Source organism: Prevotella sp. HMSC073D09, assembly GCF_001814145.1.
Classification (GTDB): Bacteria; Bacteroidota; Bacteroidia; order Bacteroidales; family Bacteroidaceae; genus Prevotella; species Prevotella conceptionensis.
The window spans coordinates 122,422-139,915 of record NZ_KV815108.1 but is presented as its reverse complement, the minus strand read 5'-3'; the positions used below and the strand labels follow the sequence as shown (position 1 = coordinate 139,915).

Sequence of the window (17,494 nt, the reverse complement as noted above, 5' to 3'; positions counted from 1 at the left end):
GGACATTGTCATGGCGAGAAAACGCACTTTTAGAAGAACGGAAAAAGAACCATTTAATAAATTAATGAGTATGAAGAATAGACAAAAGACAAATTCGTTTGCAGGTTATAAGTACCTGCTTTTCGTGCCATTGGCTTTCGCCTTGGTGTTTATGGCCAGCTGCAAAAGAAAGACGAAAGTGCAAGAACAAGTTATGGAGGGCACAAAAGTTGAAGTGAAAGCAGAAACGGGCGAGGACACTGCACAAATCAAGAATGCCGAACCAACGGATAAGGCGTATGAGGTGGTTGAGCAGATGCCTACTTTCAAGGGTGGAGATGCTGCATTGATGAAGTATCTCTCGGAGAACATTAAGTACCCCGAAGCAGCCGAGAAAGCAGGAGAACAAGGTCGCGTTGTGGTTAATTTCATTGTAGAGAAAGACGGGGCGGTATCTAACGTAAAGGTAGTTAGGTCGGTAACGCCGACACTCGATGCAGAGGCGGTAAGAGTGATAAAGGCCATGCCCAAGTGGGTTCCTGGCAAGCAAGACGGCAAGTTAGTGCGCGTGAAGTATAACGTACCTGTGTCTTTCAGATTACAATAGCATACAGCTAGACTGGTAATATTGACGAGTTAATGGGTTGGCAAGCGAATGTGGGGGTGGCTAGTGGCTTACTTCCACCCTCCTTGTCGGCTCATTAACTTGCTGGCGAAAGGCCTTTTATCATGTTAATAGTTGGTTAATCCGTTTCTTTAATGAGATAATACGTTGCATCTAATAAATAAATGCGTATGAAGAATAAACAAACGCCCAAATTGTTTGCAGGCTTTAAGTGTCTGCTTTTCGTCGTTTCGGCCCTCATATTGTTGGTTATTGTCATCGCTCCTGTTAGGGCGAACGCGCAGGATAAAAAGGGAAAGACCACCCAAATGCGTAAAGACACCGCCACAGACGATAAGATTTACGAGGTGTGTGAGCAGATGCCCATCTTCGAAGGCGGTGATGCAGCACTGTTGAAATACCTTGGAGAGAACTTGAAATACCCAGACAAGACTAAGGACAGAGGGGTGCAAGGGCGTCTTGTAATAGGTTTTATTGTCGAGAAAGACGGCTCTCTAACCGACGTTAAGGTGTTACGACCAGTGGATATAGACCTTGATGCCGAGGTGCTAAGAGTGATAAAGGGCATGCCCAAATGGATTCCTGGCAGACAAAACGGCAAACGTGTGCGCGTAAGATACCTACTGCCCATACATATTTGTTTGCAATAGGTGTCCTTATATCTTTTTTTATCCTTGCTTATCATCCAAGAAATTAATATATTTGCAAAGTGACAGCAATGCAAGATAGCTGTAACGTATAACCATTTAAATAATCATGAGTATGAATAACGAACAAGCACCTAATCTGTTTGCAGGCTTTAAGTGTCTGCTTTTCGCCGTTTCGGCCCTTATGTTGTTGGTTGTTGTCTTCGTTCCTGCTAGGGCGAACGCGCAGGATAAGAAGGAGAAGGAGAAGACCACGCAAACGCAGAAGGACACCACCACAGACGATAAGGTTTACGATGTGTGTGAGCAGATGCCCACCTACAAAGGAGGGGAAGAGGCAATGATGAGATTTATTTCGGAGGTAACAAGGTATCCACAACGGGCCCAAGACTTCGGCATACAAGGCTGTGTTGTGGTTGGCTTTATCGTTGAGAAAGATGGGTCGCTAAGCGACTTTAAGTTCATACAGCGGGTAGACCCTGAACTGGATGACGAGGCTTTAAAGACTGTGAAGGTTATGCCTAAGTGGAATCCGGGGAAACACAACGGTCAAAATGTGCGCGTAAGGCATAGCGTACCAGTTGGTTTTAAGCTGACATAAATGTGGTGTGAACCAGCTGTTGACCTCTCAACAGACAAACTTCCATCGCTTATTGTGCAACAAACCGTCTTTACATGTTAGTCAAATTCAATGCAAGATAATCTCAATACACAACCATTTAAAAGTATGAAGATGAAGAACAAGCAAGCCTGCAAGCGGTTAGTAGGCTTTGATTGTCGACTTTTTGCCGTATTGCCCTTTGCCTTTATGGCTGTTGTCTTCGCGCCAGCAAGGGCGAATGCGCAGAGAAAAGTGCGAAATAAGTACGTACAACCCAAGCGGATTGAGGTAGACAATAAGGTTTACAATGTATGCGAGTTGATGCCATGCTTTAAAGGAGGCGATGCTGCACTGCTGCAATATCTGGGTAAGACGGCCAGATACCCCCAATCGGCGCAAAAAATCAAAAAGGAAGGGTGCGTAATCGTGAGTTTCATTGTAGAAAAAGACGGTTCGCTGTCTGACTTTAAGGTTGAACGGGCGGTGGATGCTGCCCTTGATGCCGAGGCTTTGCGTGTAATGAAGGCCATGCCCAACTGGTTGCCAGGCCAGCAAGACGGCAGATTTGTACGCGTGAGGTATAGTGTACCTTTGAGATTTAAGCTGAACTAAAAACAGATAAGGCCCGTAACGCTGCTGACAGTGGACGAGTTTGCAAGTTGACAAGTTGACAAATTAACGAGTTAACAGGTTGATAAATCACACGGGTTGACAAGCTTATAAGCCAGCAAATGGCTCTGCTTATGGTCTATTGTCACTCCATGAACATACTCACTTATAACCTTAGCAACTTAATTTCCACAAAAACAAAGTCTAAACATCACACTAAATGCCCATTTACAACTTCGCCTTAAACTCGTCGAACACCTCTTTATAGCCATTAAACACGTTAATGTCTACCTCGCCTTGTATGCCTTGCACCCGTCCGTCGGGACAAAGTTGCCAATACACCAAGTGAACATCGGGCTTGTATTCGCCATAACGCGCAATCCAAATGTCGTAGTCGCGCTTGATGTCGGGAGCCAGTGGCAAGTAACGATTAACAAACTGCTGACTGATATAAAGTATGGGACGTTTGCCCGTTCGTTGCTCCACAATAGTGAGCCAAGTGCGAACGGCTTTGAAGAGAACCTCCGCACCGCCCATCTTAGCAATCTGCTGCGGACTGGGTTCCACATCGAGAACAGGTGGAAAATCGCCTTTCGATATGTGCGAATGGCGTAAGAAATGGGCCGCCTGAGCCGCAGCAGGCGAGTAAATGGAGAAGAAATGATAAGTGCCAACGCTGAAACCGTGGGCGCGAGCTTGCTTATAGTCCGCCTTGTAAAAGGGATTGAGCAGCGATTTGCCCTCGGTACTCTTGATATAAATAAACGATATGGGATAGTTTACCTGCCCATGAATGGCCTTTCGGCTAGCCGTTCCCAAGTGAATGATGCGCAATTGGTTCCATTTGATGGGATGCACGCGCTTGTTGATAACGTGTTGGTACTTTGAAATGTCGATGCCATAGATGCGTTCGGTGGTATAAGTAAGGCGTTCGCCCAGATATTGGCCTGCTTTCCATTCGCCAACCTTCACCTTGGGCTGCGCTGTAAGGGCAAATCCCTTACCTGTTTGGGCATCGTTTTCCCAATGTCCTTCGTAGTGGCTGCCGTCGTTGCCCGTATATTCGCCGTGTCCGCTGGCCATCATCTTACTGTTAAAGCTGCCCACGTACACACCTGCGGCATCTTCGCGACTGCCACTCACCAGCGTGTCGGCATTCCAACGCCCCGTAATTTTCCGTCCTTTGCTGTCGTGCGCCGTGCCCATTCCCTGCCGTTTTCCCTCCTTCCACTGTCCAGCATACACCACACTGTCTTTCAGCCACAACACGCCATAGCCATGACTGCGGCCACGAAGTACCGTGCCTTGGTAGCAAAGGTCGCCTTCTTGTTGCAACACCTGCGCCGTTCCGTCGCCGTTAAGTGTATTCTTCTCGAAGTGGCAAGCGCCGAAAAGTACCACAACCAACAATGCCGTGAGCCAAAGAAAGCGTTTAGGATGGTTTATTTTTCGTTCCATAGCATTTTGGCGATGATGTTGCGAGGCACTATACCTACACCGTTATACACTCCAACGAAACGCCCCCACGCACTGAACACGGGCGAACCTGCCTGTCCTAGCGCAGCGTGCATGCGCAAGCCGCTATCCGTTTGCACACTGGCCGCCCATACAGCAGCACTGTCTTTAACCGTGGCCAAGGGGTCTAGGCCCAATCCAGGCACGCTTGCCACGCGCACCTCTCCCGTTGCCGACATGCCCCAAGGCAAGGCCGAAAGCGCATTTGCGCGCCAAGGCTTTCTCTCGTTTGTGGTTTGTAGCAGGCACAAGCCCCATTGTTGGTCTTCGCGCAAACATTTGGCAGCGATGCTCTTGCCGTCGAAAAGCAGGGCATAACGCGTGTGGCGCAACACCCGCAGTTGCTTTTCCTTACGCAATACAGCAAGCCTTTTGCTCACCTTTTGCACCTCGGCCAACCGTGTTTTCAGCTTATGGGCGTAGGCCAAAACGGCCGTATAGCCTTCGTCTTGCATGCCGTGCACCTTCATATAGTAGTTGGTTTCCTTTATTTCTTTTCTTAACTGTCGCTCTTGTGCAAGCAGTTTGGCCAATGTTTTCTGCACCATCGTGTTCACATCGGTGGGCAATTTCCCCTTATCAGCTGTGCCATGAGGCATGGCAGCGACAACTCTACCACTGCACGAGGGCAGCAATGCAAACCTGTTAACCCAAAATCCAGAGGTGAGATAGGGCGTTTTAAGTAAGTCTGTGGGGCTTGTTGCTGCCTCGGCGAAAGTGCTATCGGGAGCTACTTCGGCAAAAAACACCACCTTGTCGGCACCTGTACCCACGGTGTACCACAGGTTGCTCTGCACAACCACAACGCTATTGCGCATCTGTCGTTGCGAAGAGAAACAGCACATCACGGCATAAACCAGCGCGCCAACCAACAGCACGGCGGCCACAAGACTCCATGCCATGCCCTTGCTCATCCTTCTTTTCTTTCTTTTCATTGTTCCGGTCTTAGGCGTTTTTCCCGCCTATGTTGTCGATTATCGGTGCAAAGTTAATCTAAAAATCCTAATCTTGCACACCCCCACTCGCGAAAAAATGTACACCTGCAAGATGTACAACGCATGCGCACGCAATCGTTTGCATTGTTTTTTGCACATATCTATAGGTGTCACATGCCATTTTCGACATTTTATTTTATCTTTGCAAAAGGAACAGGTGTGCGAAACGAGCGCGCGTTTCCTTGTTGTTCCACCTTTATGACACGTTTATTCAATAACTAACAACAATATGAAAAGATTTGTTTTGTCTGTATGCTTGGTGCTGCTGTCTGCTTTCAGTGCCCTGGCGCAAGAAGTTAAGTCGCCCAATGGCGATGTAAAGGTAAACTTCGCACTTAACAATTCGGTGCCCACCTACACCGTAACCTTCCGCGGCAAGGCCGTTATCAAGCCTAGCCGCCTGGGCTTTGAACTGGTAAAGGGCGGCGACTTGCTGGAAGGTTTTACGCTTGTGGGCGAAGAAAAGGGCTCGGCCGACGAGACGTGGACACCCGTTTGGGGCGAGAACCGCACGATAAGAAACCACTACAACGAACTGTTGGTGCGGCTCGAACAAAAGTCTACCGAGCGAATGCTCAACATCCGCTTTCGCGTTTACGACGATGGAGTGGGCTTTCGCTATGAGTTTCCGCAAGAAGGAAAGCTGAACTACTTCCAGGTGAAGGACGAACGCACCGAGTTTGCTATGACCGGCGACCACACGGCGTGGTGGATTCCTGGCGATTACGACACACAGGAGTACGAATACACCCAGTCGCGACTCAGTGAGGTGCGGCAGAAGATGAAGGGGGCAATTACCAATAACATGTCGCAAACCCCATTCTCGCCCACGGGTGTTCAGACTTCGCTGATGATGAAGACGGCCGAAGGGCTGTACATCAACCTGCACGAGGCGGCTTTGGTGGACTATCCGGCAATGCACCTCAACCTAAACGACCGCGATATGGTGTTCACCTCATGGCTTACACCCGATGCAAAGGGCGTTAAAGCTTACCTGCACACGCCCTTCCGCAGTCCTTGGCGCACGATGATCGTTACCGACGACGCACGACGAGTGCTTGCATCAAACCTTATTCTTAATCTTAACGACCCCTGTAAGTACGCGGACACGTCGTGGATACGCCCTGTTAAGTACGTAGGCGTTTGGTGGGAGATGATTTCGGGCAAGGGCGATTGGGCCTATACGCAGCAATTCCCATCGGTTATACTTGGCGAAACAGACTATACCAAGGCCAAACCATCGGGCAAACACTCGGCCAACAACGCCAATGTGCGCCGCTATATCGACTTCGCCGCCGAACATGGGTTCGACCAAGTGCTGGTTGAAGGCTGGAACATTGGTTGGGAAGACTGGGCAGGAAACATGAAAGAGAAGGTGTTCGACTTCCTAACGCCCTACCCCGACTTCGACATCAAGGCCTTAAACGATTATGCGCACTCAAAAAACGTACGCTTAATGATGCACCATGAAACGTCGTCGTCGGTGATGAACTACGAACGTTACATGGACCGTGCCTACAAATTGATGAACCTCTACGGCTATAACGCGGTGAAAAGCGGGTATGTAGGCGACATCATTCCACGTGGCGAGTACCACTATGGGCAAGTGATGGTGAACCATTACTTGGAGGCCGTGAAACGTGCAGCCGATTATAAGATTATGATTAACGCGCACGAGGCGGTTCGCCCCACGGGTTTGTGCCGAACTTATCCCAACCTTATCGGCAACGAGAGCGCACGCGGCACCGAGTATCAGGCCTTCGGGGGCACAAAACCGGGGCATACGGCCATACTGCCATTCACTCGTTTGCAGGGTGGGCCGATGGATTACACGCCTGGCATCTTCGAAATGGACTGCGCAGGTGGCTCGCATGTAAACTCTACCATCTGCGGTCAGCTTGCGCTTTATGTTACGATGTACAGTCCGTTGCAGATGGCGGCCGACTTTCCAGAGAACTATCTGAAACATCCCGATGCCTTCCAGTTCATTAAGGACGTGGCCGTAGACTGGGATCGCTCGCTATATATCGAGGCCGAACCAATGGCCTACATCACGGCGGCCCGCAAAGCCAAGGGCACCGACAATTGGTTTGTGGGCTGTGTGTCGGGCAATGCGCCCCACAAGTCGCAGTTGTCACTGTCGTTCCTTGATAAAGGGCGTAAATACGAGGCAACAATTTACACCGATGCACCCGATGCCGACTATCGTACTAACCCAAAAGCTTATCGAATAGAACGTCGCACGGTGACTTCTGCCACCAAACTTTCGCTCACAGCCGTGGCTGGTGGTGGTTACGCCATATCAATCGTACCTAAACGATAAAGGTTTGGCGCGAGGGTTTGCTGTTGTTTTTTTCCATAAGGCTTTTATGCCCCGTGCGTATACACTTATATAAGGTAAGAAAAGAATGGGCACGACATAAGGCAGAGAAAAATGCTTTTGCAGTTGTTGCGAAAGGCAGAACAAGCCTAATGCGTGCAGCAAGAAGTCATCACACAGGTTAAGCCCGTAACGTCCATTCAAGCCCACTCACACAGGCCCTATGGCTCAATGCCACGTAGACAGCCCCTTGTTGTGTAGCAATTGCATTCTAGCTGCATTGCTAGAAGTTGGCAGTTGCCACGCATTCACTCGCTGAATGCAACACAACAAGGGGCTATTTACGTGGCATTGTGCGTTAAAGTGGGTTGCGAGGTGTTGAAGTTTGCGGGCGAGGGAGGTTCCTTAGTCCCAGAAAAATTGATGCTTTATTCCATTATAGCCCACTTGTCAACCCGTAAACTCTTCAAGACATCCACTTGCCAGCCCTCATTTTGTCCGCTTTTCAGTATGAATTTTAACATTATGAGTGCCCATTTTACCCACCAACCGCTCACCTTGCCAAAAAAATCGATTCTCGCGAAGGTTGGTTTTGATGCAAAAAGGGGTTGCTTGTAAACGAAGGCAAAATGAATATACATTCATCAAACCGCCATTTGTACCAGATTTCGGCCTATTTACCACCAAAACCAGTGCATTTTGGTGCAAAACGCAGTGCAATATGGTGCAAAACGCAGTGCGTTTTGGTGCTAAATACAATGCGTTTTGGTGCTAAACGCAAGGTAAAATGGTGCTAAATGCAGCGCAAAATGCCGCTAAACGCGAAATAAAAAGCATAAATATGCACTACTATAGCATAAACAAAACCTTTCCGAACCATTAAAAAGAGGACGATAAAGGGCAAAACGGCAGTTAAAAAGTGGGGTTTTAGGGGCTAAAAGCGGATAATTGAGCGTAAAAAATAATGAGTTGGCAACCAAACTAGAAAGGCAAAATGGTGCAAAATGCAGTTTTTTTGCTTAAAAGAGACAGAGTGAGAGATGTGAAAAGCTGAAAATAGTGCCAATTTGCCCAATTTACAGCCAATATTTTCGCTAGAATGGCGATAAAACCAGAGCGATTTTGTAAAATAAAAAATAATATTTTTAAGCTTTTTAGTTGACGAGTTGGCAAGTTGACGGGTTTGTGAGGTGGGGAGGTGGCGAATTGATGGGTTTGTGAGTTGACGAGCTTGTAAGTTGATGAATTTGCGAAATGGGGAGATGTCGAGTTGATGGGCTAGCAAGCTGATAAGCTTGTAAGTTGATGAATTTGTGAGATGGGGAGAGGGCGAGTTGATGGGCTGGCAAGCTGATGAGTTGGTAAGTTGATGAATTTGCGAGATGGGGAGAGGGCGAGTTGATGGGTTGGCAAGCTGATGAGTTGGTAAGTTGATGAGTTTGTGAGTTGTCGAGTTGTTGAGTTATCGAGCTATGCTTTATGTAAACAGAAAAAAGACAACTTCCACTTTGAACAAAATAAAGAGTAAATCTCCACCACTTGCACCAACTGCCACGCTGGGGTCAACATGCTACAAACGGCAAATCTTTCTACCATAAACAACTATTAGCATGATGCTTACCCCCAATGTCCAACGAGAACATGGCTGTTAGCCAAGCGCCCCCCACCTAAACAAACGCCGCATGAGAGGGAGAAACCGAATGGTGTTGGGTGTCCGCAAACCGACAATCCCCGTTGGTTGCACGCGCTACAACACGCAAAAGGGACCCGAAACACGTTCGAGCCCCATCCAAATAACCACTAATTTCTTTAACAACTAAATTTACATAACAACTAAAATCTATCCGCCATCGCGGCGTTGTGTGCCTATTGCACGTTTAAGGCATGGCAAGCAACTTGCCTTCAAGGTCTACATTAACCTGTGCACTGGTTACTCGGGTAAGAACTAGCCCTTGCCTTGTACTTGTCATCATCATGAAAGGCACCTTCACACCACCCACATTGCGGTAGTCTTCGTACCTTATCACCCCGGCGGGCGACGTGGTTTGCCTTATCAAGCCGTCTTTACGCGACATGCACACCATCATCTTATATCCCGACCGGTAACGAACTTCCAGTTCAAAACAGGCTTCACCATCCAAATCTTTCTCGCCAACGAAGGCAAGCGACACCACGTCCGACGTCTTTTTGTTCACATAATAGTCGAACAACGGGCCAAGAAACTTCGACCCAATGATGTACGATTCAACCATACCGGCTGGCATTGGCTCTGTTTGCGGCGTTGGGGCGGAGTTAAAAGTCCATCCCTTGTCCTTATATGCACATACCATCATCGTGCCAAGAGGCGACTTCACTCTCTGGTAGAAGGCTACACCAGGAACCAAGAGTGTGGTAACGGGCATTTCGCCCCCTTGTGTTACAACCACCTGTTGCAGTTGCAACGATTTGACCTTGGCTGCCGCTGTCAATCCGCCTAGTTGGCGAACGTTTTGCGAACAGATGTCGTCTACGGTCTGTCCGAAAACGCCTACGACAGCCAAAGTCCACGACAACATTAACGTACCTACTCTTTTTGTAAAACTCTCCATAAGCTTAATATCTCTTTTTAAACAATGATTACTTGAAAACTGCTTTAAATCCACATACATTAAAGAGCCGCCAAACGCCTTCACAGGTTTTAAACTTTTTCTTGTAAGAGGCATCCGGCGGCTGTACTATCCTAAATACCTCTGATGCAAAGTTAGGCCGAAAATCGCCACGTTCAAAGCCCAAGAATATAAAATAGATTAAGGCAAAATGAAAAAAGATGAAAGGCTAAAACCGCGTTAACATAAATATACGCATTAGTTACACCCTTTAAGTTGCGCCAATAAGCACACACAAACCATTCGGGGCATAAAAGTGGACAAACAGAAAAATAAAAACCACAAAAGAGGAATAGTCAGACCATTAGCACTAACGTTAAAAGACGTATATGAAAAAGAAAATAAAAGTTGCAGCAAGAAGGGGAAAACACGCCCGAAAGCGTGAGAAACTAGGCAACAACAAGCAAAAAACAGACTTAACCCCTAAGCTAAACAACGACACCATTAGAACAAAGAAATTAAACATTAAGCACAAGATTTACACCAAAAAGACCTTCGTTAAAAAGTGATGAACGTATTTTGTAAACTAAATCGCATAACCTTTCACTTCTTCAACTTTACCTTATCGCTTTCATCCAGGCAGTTAGCCATCCTTCTCCTTCGGTGTTCGCCATACATTCCGTTTGTCAACAGCATCACATTCTCCCCTCAAACAGCACGTCCGCCCCACCCTGCCGCCTTTTTTAGCTATGCCCACATCTCTTTTGCACGTTGTGTCCGCCCTTGCTTTATCACCAATCCACGTTACCTAAACACACAACTACCACGCTTCCTCCACAAAAGCAGACCTTAATATAACGCGCGCGTACGCGAGAGAAAGAAGACCATAACGTTTCCACACCACGGCCTGCATCGCACGAAAGCCATCACCCTACCCCATTCGCCCACTCGCACCAATGCCATAAGAGCAAGTTGTAGCCCGCTGCCATGCCTAGCTGAACAAACCAATTTGAGAAAACAAGTGGGCCAACAGCCAGGTATTAAACGGACCACACCAACGAACCATCCTGCCCCAATTGCCCCTTAAAAAGCAGTGAAGGCACTTTTTACAAGCCACCAGGAACAAAAAATACACGAAAAAATTTGGAACTACTAAAAAAAAGCAATACCTTTGCACCGCATTTAACAGCAAAGCGATTTTCAACATCGACGGAAAAGGAAGTTTGGGTGAGTGGCTGAAACCACCAGTTTGCTAAACTGACGTACGGGTTACCGTACCGGGGGTTCGAATCCCCCAGCTTCCGCACGGTTTTAATAATCGCATGGTGGATTCATCTAACGGTTAGGATACAAGATTCTCAATCTTGGCATAGGGGTTCGATTCCCCTATCCACTACTACAAAAAAGGGCTTTTGCGCATGTTCGCGAAAGCCCTTTTTGCGTTAACCAATGCAAAACAACCTTACAAAGACAAGCCTTACAGACAATTTAAATGGAATAGTTACGTTTTTGTTGTACCTTTGCATAGAATGTAAGCTTTTAAAAGTAGAACAAAAAGAATAGAAAAATAGAGAAAACTCATAAAATATTTTTTAATTATGAAAGATAATACATTGGGATTAATAACTTTGGAAAATCTCTTGAACAAAGACGAATTACGGCCTTTTACTTTTAAGTTCAAAGTCCGCTCTGAATCTTTTAGGGCTTATACAGAACGTAACAACAAATTTATATCACCTATCTTATCAATTCAATCGCCTACTAATGGAAAAGATGTTAACCTGAAGGAGTCACAGATTTTATTGATATCAGCTGCAGGCGCAACAGGAAAATCTGAACTTGTAAAACAACTATCCGTAGATATGAGTTGCCCTGTTATTGACCTTGGAAAAACTGATGTCGTTGCAGGAAATTCACTTACTGGTACGATATTTAAGAATTTGGAAATTAGAGATGCGGCAACGTTTCTTGAGAGAATAAAAGAAGGCCAAGCAATCTTACTAATAGATGCCCTTGATGAGGGTTACCAAAAGACCAATACCCAAGGATATTTTGATTATCTTAAGGATCTGGTTGAAATGTTGCCAGGAAAGGGAACCCCCTTTGTGTTGTTTGGGAGAACCAATGCAGTTGAACTAGCTGCATTATATTTTGAAGAGTGCAAGATAAGAACAAGTATAATCCAAATTGAACCCTTTACAATAGAGAAGGCAAAAGAATTTATAGACAAACAAATAGGAAGCGAGAGTATAGTTTATCAAGAAAAATATCGTGAAACGCGTGATTATATAATAAATTCTATCGGTGGTTTCTTTAAAGATCAACATGCAATAAAGAATAAACAATACGAGCATTTTATTGGCTATGCACCTGTACTGTTGGCAATTTCCACTTTTTTCAAAGAAGAAGTTACTAATTACCAAAAGACTCTAGAGGATTTGAAGAAGACCAACGCTCAAGAAATTTCACTTGTTCTAGATATTGTAGAACGGATTTTAGTACGAGATAAAGAACAAAAGGTCAAGCCTAATTTATTAGTAAGGATAACAAAAGGAAGGCAGCCAAATTTTATTAGCCAAGTGTTCGAAAAAGCTTATACACCAGAAGAACAATGTGCAAGGGTGCTATATACCATGCTGCAAGAGGAGTATAAATACAAACCAATAAACGATGAACATTTCAATCAGGAATACACAAAAGGTCTAAAGGACTGGATAATAGAACATCCTTTCTTAAATGGGAGGAAACCGTCAAACATCGTTTTTGAAAGCTATATTTTGGCTCGATTAATTTCAATAAAGGAGTATAAAGACATGGTTTATAGATATTTGAAGGAAAATTACACTAATTCCTATATGTTTTTTTACATCTACCATGAACTAAATAAAGAGTCTAAGGCTCTTGAATTATCATTGTTACCATACTTAAATGCCTCCATTAAGGCCTTGGATACTAAGAACAATTATTATCTAATGTCGTTGGTCTCCGAGAAGGCGGAAACTGGTACTGCAGAAGTTTTTTTTTGAAGGTTCAAATGAACAAATGACTTCGTACGAGTACAAAGTTAATTTTAAAGAGGATGAAGAAATAGTTTTCACATCAAGCATGTCAGACATAACAATTGATGCACCAATCACACTTAGATTGGCAGGCAATAAAATTGATATTACGTCCCCTACATACTTATGTTGCAAAAAAATTAAAATATGTGTTGATGAAATAAACATATGCAACAGAGAGCCCGAGAGTAAGGTTGTCATCGAACCTGACGAAATGATTGTTGCTACTGATACAGGAAACTATCCCACCATTTGTAACAATGAGAAAGTTGGTAACCATCTTGTCGTAATTTATCCAGGAAGAGTAGAATATCCCTTCTCTCAATACGCTGTTGAAGATTACAAGAAGAATGCTAGATTGACGCCTGAAATGCGTGATGCTTACCAAAAATTACGAAGAACTCTTATCATGTTTAGATCACATAGTAAAGGCAAATTAGCAAAGATTAAAGCGAAAATTGACAACAGAATTGGGAAAACAGACATTGGTAAAAAAGTTATAGATTCTCTATTGAAAAAGAATATTATCTATCAAGATAAACAAATGTATATTATAAATAACACAGCAATGGATAAATTCTTAGGAGTGAAATTTGATGGAATACGTACATGTGTAATGTCAGATGCAATACTTCTTTTTTTGGAAGATTGCTGCAAGAAGAAAGAGGATAAATGCTAACAAAAATCCCCAATAAAGGCTTTTTGTGTGATTATTTACAGTAACTATTCAGCAATAAGGCGTATAAGCTATTGTTGATTATCAATAAGTTACACAAACAGACACATACAAATTCTGGTAAAGTAATGTCATTTCGATCCTTTTTGCCACAATATTACGTTTATAAGTTTTTGATAATCAACGTTCATTATTGCTGAATAGTTACTATTTACAAGCTAACCATTAAAACATTATAAAAATTTGCTATCCCATTTTAAGGTGCTACCTTCACACAAAGGAGATAGGCTTTTTTCAACAGTCTAACGTTTAGTACATAGTTCTCTTTCCAATCACGACAGAATTTCGCTTAATAATGTAATGAAAGTGCAACTTTTAATGTCTGCCTAACGTCTATACAGTATGATTGAACTAAAAGACATCAACAAAACATACTTTGGTGCACAGCCCTTACACGTGCTCAAAGGTATCAACCTCACCATCGGCGACGGCGAGTTTGTGTCCATCATGGGCGCATCAGGGTCGGGAAAGTCAACCCTTTTGAACATCCTCGGCATTCTCGACAACTACGACACAGGCGAATATCGCCTAGGGGGAACGCTCATTAAGGACCTTACCGAGCGGCGCGCCGCCTATTATCGCAACCGTATGATTGGCTTTGTTTTCCAATCTTTCAACCTCATTGGCTTTAAAACGGCTGTGGAAAACGTAGAGCTACCCTTGTTTTACCAAGGCGTGTCGCGCAAGAAACGCCACACCATGGCCATGGAATACCTAGAAAAGCTTGGGCTTGCACAATGGGCCAGCCACTACCCCAACGAGATGTCGGGCGGACAAAAGCAGCGCGTGGCCATAGCAAGGGCACTAATAACCAAGCCACAAATAATACTTGCCGACGAACCAACGGGCGCACTCGACTCTAAAACCAGCGTTGAGGTGATGCAACTGATAACCAGCCTAAACAGAAACGAAGGCATTACCACTGTGGTTGTGACCCACGACCCTGGCGTGGCCGAACAAACAGACAGGCTGATAAGGATTAAAGACGGACTGATTGTTGACGAAGGAGACAACAAAAAGCCCCAAACACACCTGCACAGATAAACCACACTTAACCGCAAGAAGCAATTATGTACACGCTCATAGCCGAAATATGGTCGACCACCCGACGCAACAAGCTGCGCACGGCACTCACGGGTTTTGCCGTGGCATGGGGCATATTCATGCTGATTTGCTTGCTGGGTGCAGGCAACGGACTTATCAATGCCGCCACACAAAACATGGACCGCTTTCTTGATACCTCGATGATGGTAGAAGGCGGAAATACAAGTAAGGAATATAACGGCCTGCCCAAAGACCGCGCTATCACACTGAACGACCAAGACATCAATACCACGCAAAACCAATTTAAGCAGAACATCGAGACCGTTGGCGCAGAAATAGAATTGGGCGACCAAACCATCACGCTGGGCGACAAGTACGAAACGGCATCGCTAACGGGCGTTTATCCCAACGAAATAGACATCAACAAGCGTAAAATGATCTGCGGAAGATTTATCAACCAAACCGATATGGAGGAGCAACGCAAGGTGTTGGTGATTAGCAAAAGCCGCGCACAAGGGCTGATGCCCAACAATTGGCAAGGCGTTGTGGGGCAACAAGTAACGATGGGCGGCTTGGCTTTCCTCGTGGTGGGCATCTACTCGGACGACGAGAGCATGTTCCGAAATAATTCGTACGCACCATTTACCACCGTACGCACCATATATAATAAGGGCGACAAAACGGGAAACATCATATTTAGCTTTAAGGGGCTAGACACACAAGCTGCTAATGAGGCCTTCGAGCAAAGTTATCGCCGCAAGATTAACGCTCGCCACGACGCCGCGCCCGACGATGAAGAGGCCATTTGGATATCGAACAGGTTTACCAGCAGCCTGCAAATGAACACGGGCACGGCCATTATACGCTCCGCCCTGTGGGTTGTGGGCATCTTTACACTGCTTAGCGGCATTGTGGGGGTTAGCAACATCATGCTCATCACCGTAAAAGAACGCACCCGCGAGTTTGGCATACGCAAGGCCATTGGCGCAACGCCGTGGTCGATATTAAAGCTCATCATCACCGAGAGCGTAATTATCACCCTCTTCTTTGGCTATATTGGCATGATGCTTGGCATCGGCGCAAACCTTTGGATGGATGCCACCATCGGCAATTCCTCACTAGATACGGGCGTGTTTCAACAGAAAATGTTCGTCAATCCCACCGTGGGTTTTGCCGTCTGCATGCAAGCCACGCTGCTCATCGTTATCGCCGGCACCATAGCTGGTCTTGTTCCTGCGCGCAAAGCGGCAAAAACACGACCCATAGAGGCACTGAACGCGATGGACTAGCAGAACGGAACGGCCTGACGAAATGAGGCAAGAAGAAACGAAGCAGGCAGGAAGAAGAGCGGCAAAAGCCCCGCACAACCTGTTTCCCCCAAACGCATAAGTCCATAAAACGCCACTTCCGAACGCATAAACTTATAAATTCACCACCTCAACACCTCACATATACAATGATAGATCTCGACAGATACAAAGAAATACTCGACACCCTAACGCGCAACAAGACGCGAAGTTTCCTTACGGGCTTTGGTGTCTTCTGGGGCATTTTCATGCTCGTGGCACTGTTGGGCGGAGGTAAAGGAGTGCGTGAGCTGCTGTCGAACACATTCAAAGGCTTTGCTAACAACTCGGGTATGTTCTTTGCCATGAACACAACCAAGCCCTACGATGGGCTGAAAAAGGGGCGCAGCTGGAGCATGTCGTACAAAGACTTGGAACGAGTGCGCCAACAAGTGCCAGAAGTAGAAATGGTTACGCCCTTGATTAGCAAATGGGGGTCTACCGCCGTGTACGAAGACAAAAAAGCATCGTGCGTGTTTAAGGGACTAGAAAAAAGCTATGAGGACATCGAAGCACCCGACATCTATTACGGACGCTACCTTAACGACATAGACAACCTGCAAAAACGTAAGGTATGTATCATAGGAAAGCAGGTTTATAAGACACTTTTTCCGAAGGGCGGAAACCCTTGTGGAAAGGATATTCGCATAGGTTCTGTGTTCTTTAAGATTGTGGGCGTGGATTATAGCCCTGGTAAGATCAACATTAATGGTAGCGCACAAGAGTCTGTCGTTGTACCAATAAATGTGATGCGCGATGCCTTCGCCATGGGCGACACCATCCACCTGTTGTGTTTTACAGCCCATAAGGGTTACAAAGTGAGCGATGTTGCGCCCAAGATACGTGCAGTGTTGGCGCGCGCTCACCATGTAGACCCCACCGACGAGAAGGCATTACCCTCCTTTAACATGGAGGCGATGTTCAATATGATGGACAATTTGTTCAGCGGAGTGGACTTCTTGGCATGGCTTGTAGGCATCGGTACGTTGCTGGCAGGAGCCATCGGCGTGAGCAATATCATGATGGTGACGGTGAAAGAACGCACCACCGAGATAGGTATAAGGCGCGCTATCGGGGCAACACCGCGTAACATTCTCACCCAAATTATCACCGAGAGCATCACGCTTATCGGCGTCGCGGGCATGTCGGGCATCGTTTTCACGGTGATGATACTGCAATTGGCCGAAATGGCCAGCACCACCGACGGCATCGTAAGCGCCCATTACCAAATCAACTTCACCACGGCCGTGGGCGCAGTTCTGTTTCTTTGCGTGCTTGGCGTGCTTGCCGGACTTGCACCGGCATTGCGTGCCATGAACATTAAGCCCGTAGATGCCATGCGCGACGAGTGACAAAAGGGGCCGGCTTACGCCCAAAAACCATACCGAAACAAAACAATAAGACATAAAAACATTAACAAAGGAGACCCCAAA

14 protein-coding genes and 2 tRNA genes are annotated in these 17,494 nt (G+C 46.0%); 13 read left to right on the top strand and 3 right to left on the bottom strand.

The annotated features are described in order from the left end of the window. The first annotated feature begins 70 nt into the window (after positions 1-70). The 4 genes from HMPREF2955_RS09710 (at position 71) to HMPREF2955_RS09695 (ending at position 2,464) form a co-directional block, all read left to right on the top strand. A complete protein-coding gene (locus HMPREF2955_RS09710) occupies positions 71-586 on the top strand; it encodes an energy transducer TonB (RefSeq protein WP_246830117.1) in 516 nt (171 codons plus the stop codon). Positions 587-774: 188 nt separating this feature from the next. Then, positions 775-1,254, top strand: a complete 480-nt coding sequence (locus HMPREF2955_RS09705) for an energy transducer TonB (RefSeq protein ID WP_246830116.1) — start codon at positions 775-777, stop codon at positions 1,252-1,254. 112 nt (positions 1,255-1,366) lie between these two features. Continuing rightward, positions 1,367-1,852 carry an energy transducer TonB gene (locus HMPREF2955_RS09700; RefSeq protein ID WP_246830115.1) on the top strand — a complete coding sequence of 162 codons (486 nt, stop codon included), beginning with the start codon at positions 1,367-1,369 and terminating at the stop codon, positions 1,850-1,852. Between the two features lie 126 nt (positions 1,853-1,978). Next, complete coding sequence (locus HMPREF2955_RS09695; RefSeq protein ID WP_070723026.1) at positions 1,979-2,464, top strand: energy transducer TonB; 486 nt, start codon at positions 1,979-1,981, stop codon at positions 2,462-2,464. Between the two features lie 225 nt (positions 2,465-2,689). On the opposite strand, the gene HMPREF2955_RS09690 is transcribed toward HMPREF2955_RS09695, so the two are convergent. Next, a complete protein-coding gene (locus HMPREF2955_RS09690; protein WP_070722990.1) occupies positions 2,690-3,919 on the bottom strand; it encodes a GH25 family lysozyme in 1,230 nt (409 codons plus the stop codon). After that, complete coding sequence (locus tag HMPREF2955_RS09685; protein ID WP_070722988.1) at positions 3,904-4,911, bottom strand: S1 family peptidase; 1,008 nt, start codon at positions 4,909-4,911, stop codon at positions 3,904-3,906. The genes HMPREF2955_RS09690 and HMPREF2955_RS09685 overlap by 16 nt, the downstream gene beginning before the upstream one ends. 289 nt (positions 4,912-5,200) lie before the next feature. On the opposite strand from HMPREF2955_RS09685, the gene HMPREF2955_RS09680 reads away from it, so the two are divergent. After that, a complete protein-coding gene (locus HMPREF2955_RS09680; RefSeq protein WP_070722987.1) occupies positions 5,201-7,294 on the top strand; it encodes a glycoside hydrolase family 97 protein in 2,094 nt (697 codons plus the stop codon). Positions 7,295-9,168: 1,874 nt separating this feature from the next. On the opposite strand, the gene HMPREF2955_RS09670 is transcribed toward HMPREF2955_RS09680, so the two are convergent. Beyond that, positions 9,169-9,879: a hypothetical protein gene (locus tag HMPREF2955_RS09670; RefSeq protein WP_246830114.1), complete on the bottom strand. Its 711-nt coding sequence runs from the start codon at positions 9,877-9,879 to the stop codon at positions 9,169-9,171. A gap of 386 nt (positions 9,880-10,265) precedes the next feature. On the opposite strand from HMPREF2955_RS09670, the gene HMPREF2955_RS09665 reads away from it, so the two are divergent. The 8 genes from HMPREF2955_RS09665 to HMPREF2955_RS09630 all read left to right on the top strand — a co-directional run bounded on the left by HMPREF2955_RS09665 (position 10,266) and on the right by HMPREF2955_RS09630 (position 17,413). After that, a complete protein-coding gene (locus HMPREF2955_RS09665; protein ID WP_070722983.1) occupies positions 10,266-10,445 on the top strand; it encodes a hypothetical protein in 180 nt (59 codons plus the stop codon). Between the two features lie 648 nt (positions 10,446-11,093). Further along, a tRNA-Ser gene (locus tag HMPREF2955_RS09660) sits at positions 11,094-11,180 on the top strand. 20 nt (positions 11,181-11,200) lie between these two features. Continuing rightward, positions 11,201-11,272 (top strand) — tRNA-Glu (locus HMPREF2955_RS09655). 202 nt (positions 11,273-11,474) lie between these two features. Beyond that, positions 11,475-12,902 (top strand): hypothetical protein, encoded by a 1,428-nt coding sequence (locus HMPREF2955_RS09650; protein WP_070722981.1) that lies wholly within the window; start codon positions 11,475-11,477, stop codon positions 12,900-12,902. A 79-nt stretch (positions 12,903-12,981) separates the two neighbouring features. Further along, positions 12,982-13,614: a hypothetical protein gene (locus HMPREF2955_RS09645; RefSeq protein WP_139145534.1), complete on the top strand. Its 633-nt coding sequence runs from the start codon at positions 12,982-12,984 to the stop codon at positions 13,612-13,614. Positions 13,615-14,013: 399 nt separating this feature from the next. Then, positions 14,014-14,715, top strand: coding sequence for an ABC transporter ATP-binding protein (locus HMPREF2955_RS09640; protein ID WP_070722978.1), 702 nt, complete (start codon positions 14,014-14,016; stop codon positions 14,713-14,715). 26 nt (positions 14,716-14,741) lie between these two features. Beyond that, positions 14,742-16,004: an ABC transporter permease gene (locus tag HMPREF2955_RS09635; protein ID WP_070722977.1), complete on the top strand. Its 1,263-nt coding sequence runs from the start codon at positions 14,742-14,744 to the stop codon at positions 16,002-16,004. A gap of 167 nt (positions 16,005-16,171) precedes the next feature. Then, complete coding sequence (locus tag HMPREF2955_RS09630) at positions 16,172-17,413, top strand: ABC transporter permease (protein ID WP_070722975.1); 1,242 nt, start codon at positions 16,172-16,174, stop codon at positions 17,411-17,413. Positions 17,414-17,494: the final 81 nt, after the last annotated feature.

What these genes read in the sequence shown, in the direction of transcription:
- HMPREF2955_RS09695 (WP_070723026.1), top strand. Translation starts at nt 1,979, where the DNA reads ATGAAGATGAAGAACAAGCAAGCCTGCAAGCGGTTAGTAGGCTTTGAT.
- HMPREF2955_RS09635 (WP_070722977.1), top strand. Translation starts at nt 14,742, where the DNA reads ATGTACACGCTCATAGCCGAAATATGGTCGACCACCCGACGCAACAAG.
- HMPREF2955_RS09665 (WP_070722983.1), top strand. Translation starts at nt 10,266, where the DNA reads ATGAAAAAGAAAATAAAAGTTGCAGCAAGAAGGGGAAAACACGCCCGA.
- HMPREF2955_RS09640 (WP_070722978.1), top strand. Translation starts at nt 14,014, where the DNA reads ATGATTGAACTAAAAGACATCAACAAAACATACTTTGGTGCACAGCCC.
- HMPREF2955_RS09630 (WP_070722975.1), top strand. Translation starts at nt 16,172, where the DNA reads ATGATAGATCTCGACAGATACAAAGAAATACTCGACACCCTAACGCGC.
- HMPREF2955_RS09670 (WP_246830114.1), bottom strand. Translation starts at nt 9,879, where the DNA reads ATGGAGAGTTTTACAAAAAGAGTAGGTACGTTAATGTTGTCGTGGACT.
- HMPREF2955_RS09700 (WP_246830115.1), top strand. Translation starts at nt 1,367, where the DNA reads ATGAATAACGAACAAGCACCTAATCTGTTTGCAGGCTTTAAGTGTCTG.
- HMPREF2955_RS09685 (WP_070722988.1), bottom strand. Translation starts at nt 4,911, where the DNA reads ATGAAAAGAAAGAAAAGAAGGATGAGCAAGGGCATGGCATGGAGTCTT.
- HMPREF2955_RS09690 (WP_070722990.1), bottom strand. Translation starts at nt 3,919, where the DNA reads ATGGAACGAAAAATAAACCATCCTAAACGCTTTCTTTGGCTCACGGCA.
- HMPREF2955_RS09710 (WP_246830117.1), top strand. Translation starts at nt 71, where the DNA reads ATGAAGAATAGACAAAAGACAAATTCGTTTGCAGGTTATAAGTACCTG.
- HMPREF2955_RS09650 (WP_070722981.1), top strand. Translation starts at nt 11,475, where the DNA reads ATGAAAGATAATACATTGGGATTAATAACTTTGGAAAATCTCTTGAAC.
- HMPREF2955_RS09645 (WP_139145534.1), top strand. Translation starts at nt 12,982, where the DNA reads ATGTCAGACATAACAATTGATGCACCAATCACACTTAGATTGGCAGGC.
- HMPREF2955_RS09705 (WP_246830116.1), top strand. Translation starts at nt 775, where the DNA reads ATGAAGAATAAACAAACGCCCAAATTGTTTGCAGGCTTTAAGTGTCTG.
- HMPREF2955_RS09680 (WP_070722987.1), top strand. Translation starts at nt 5,201, where the DNA reads ATGAAAAGATTTGTTTTGTCTGTATGCTTGGTGCTGCTGTCTGCTTTC.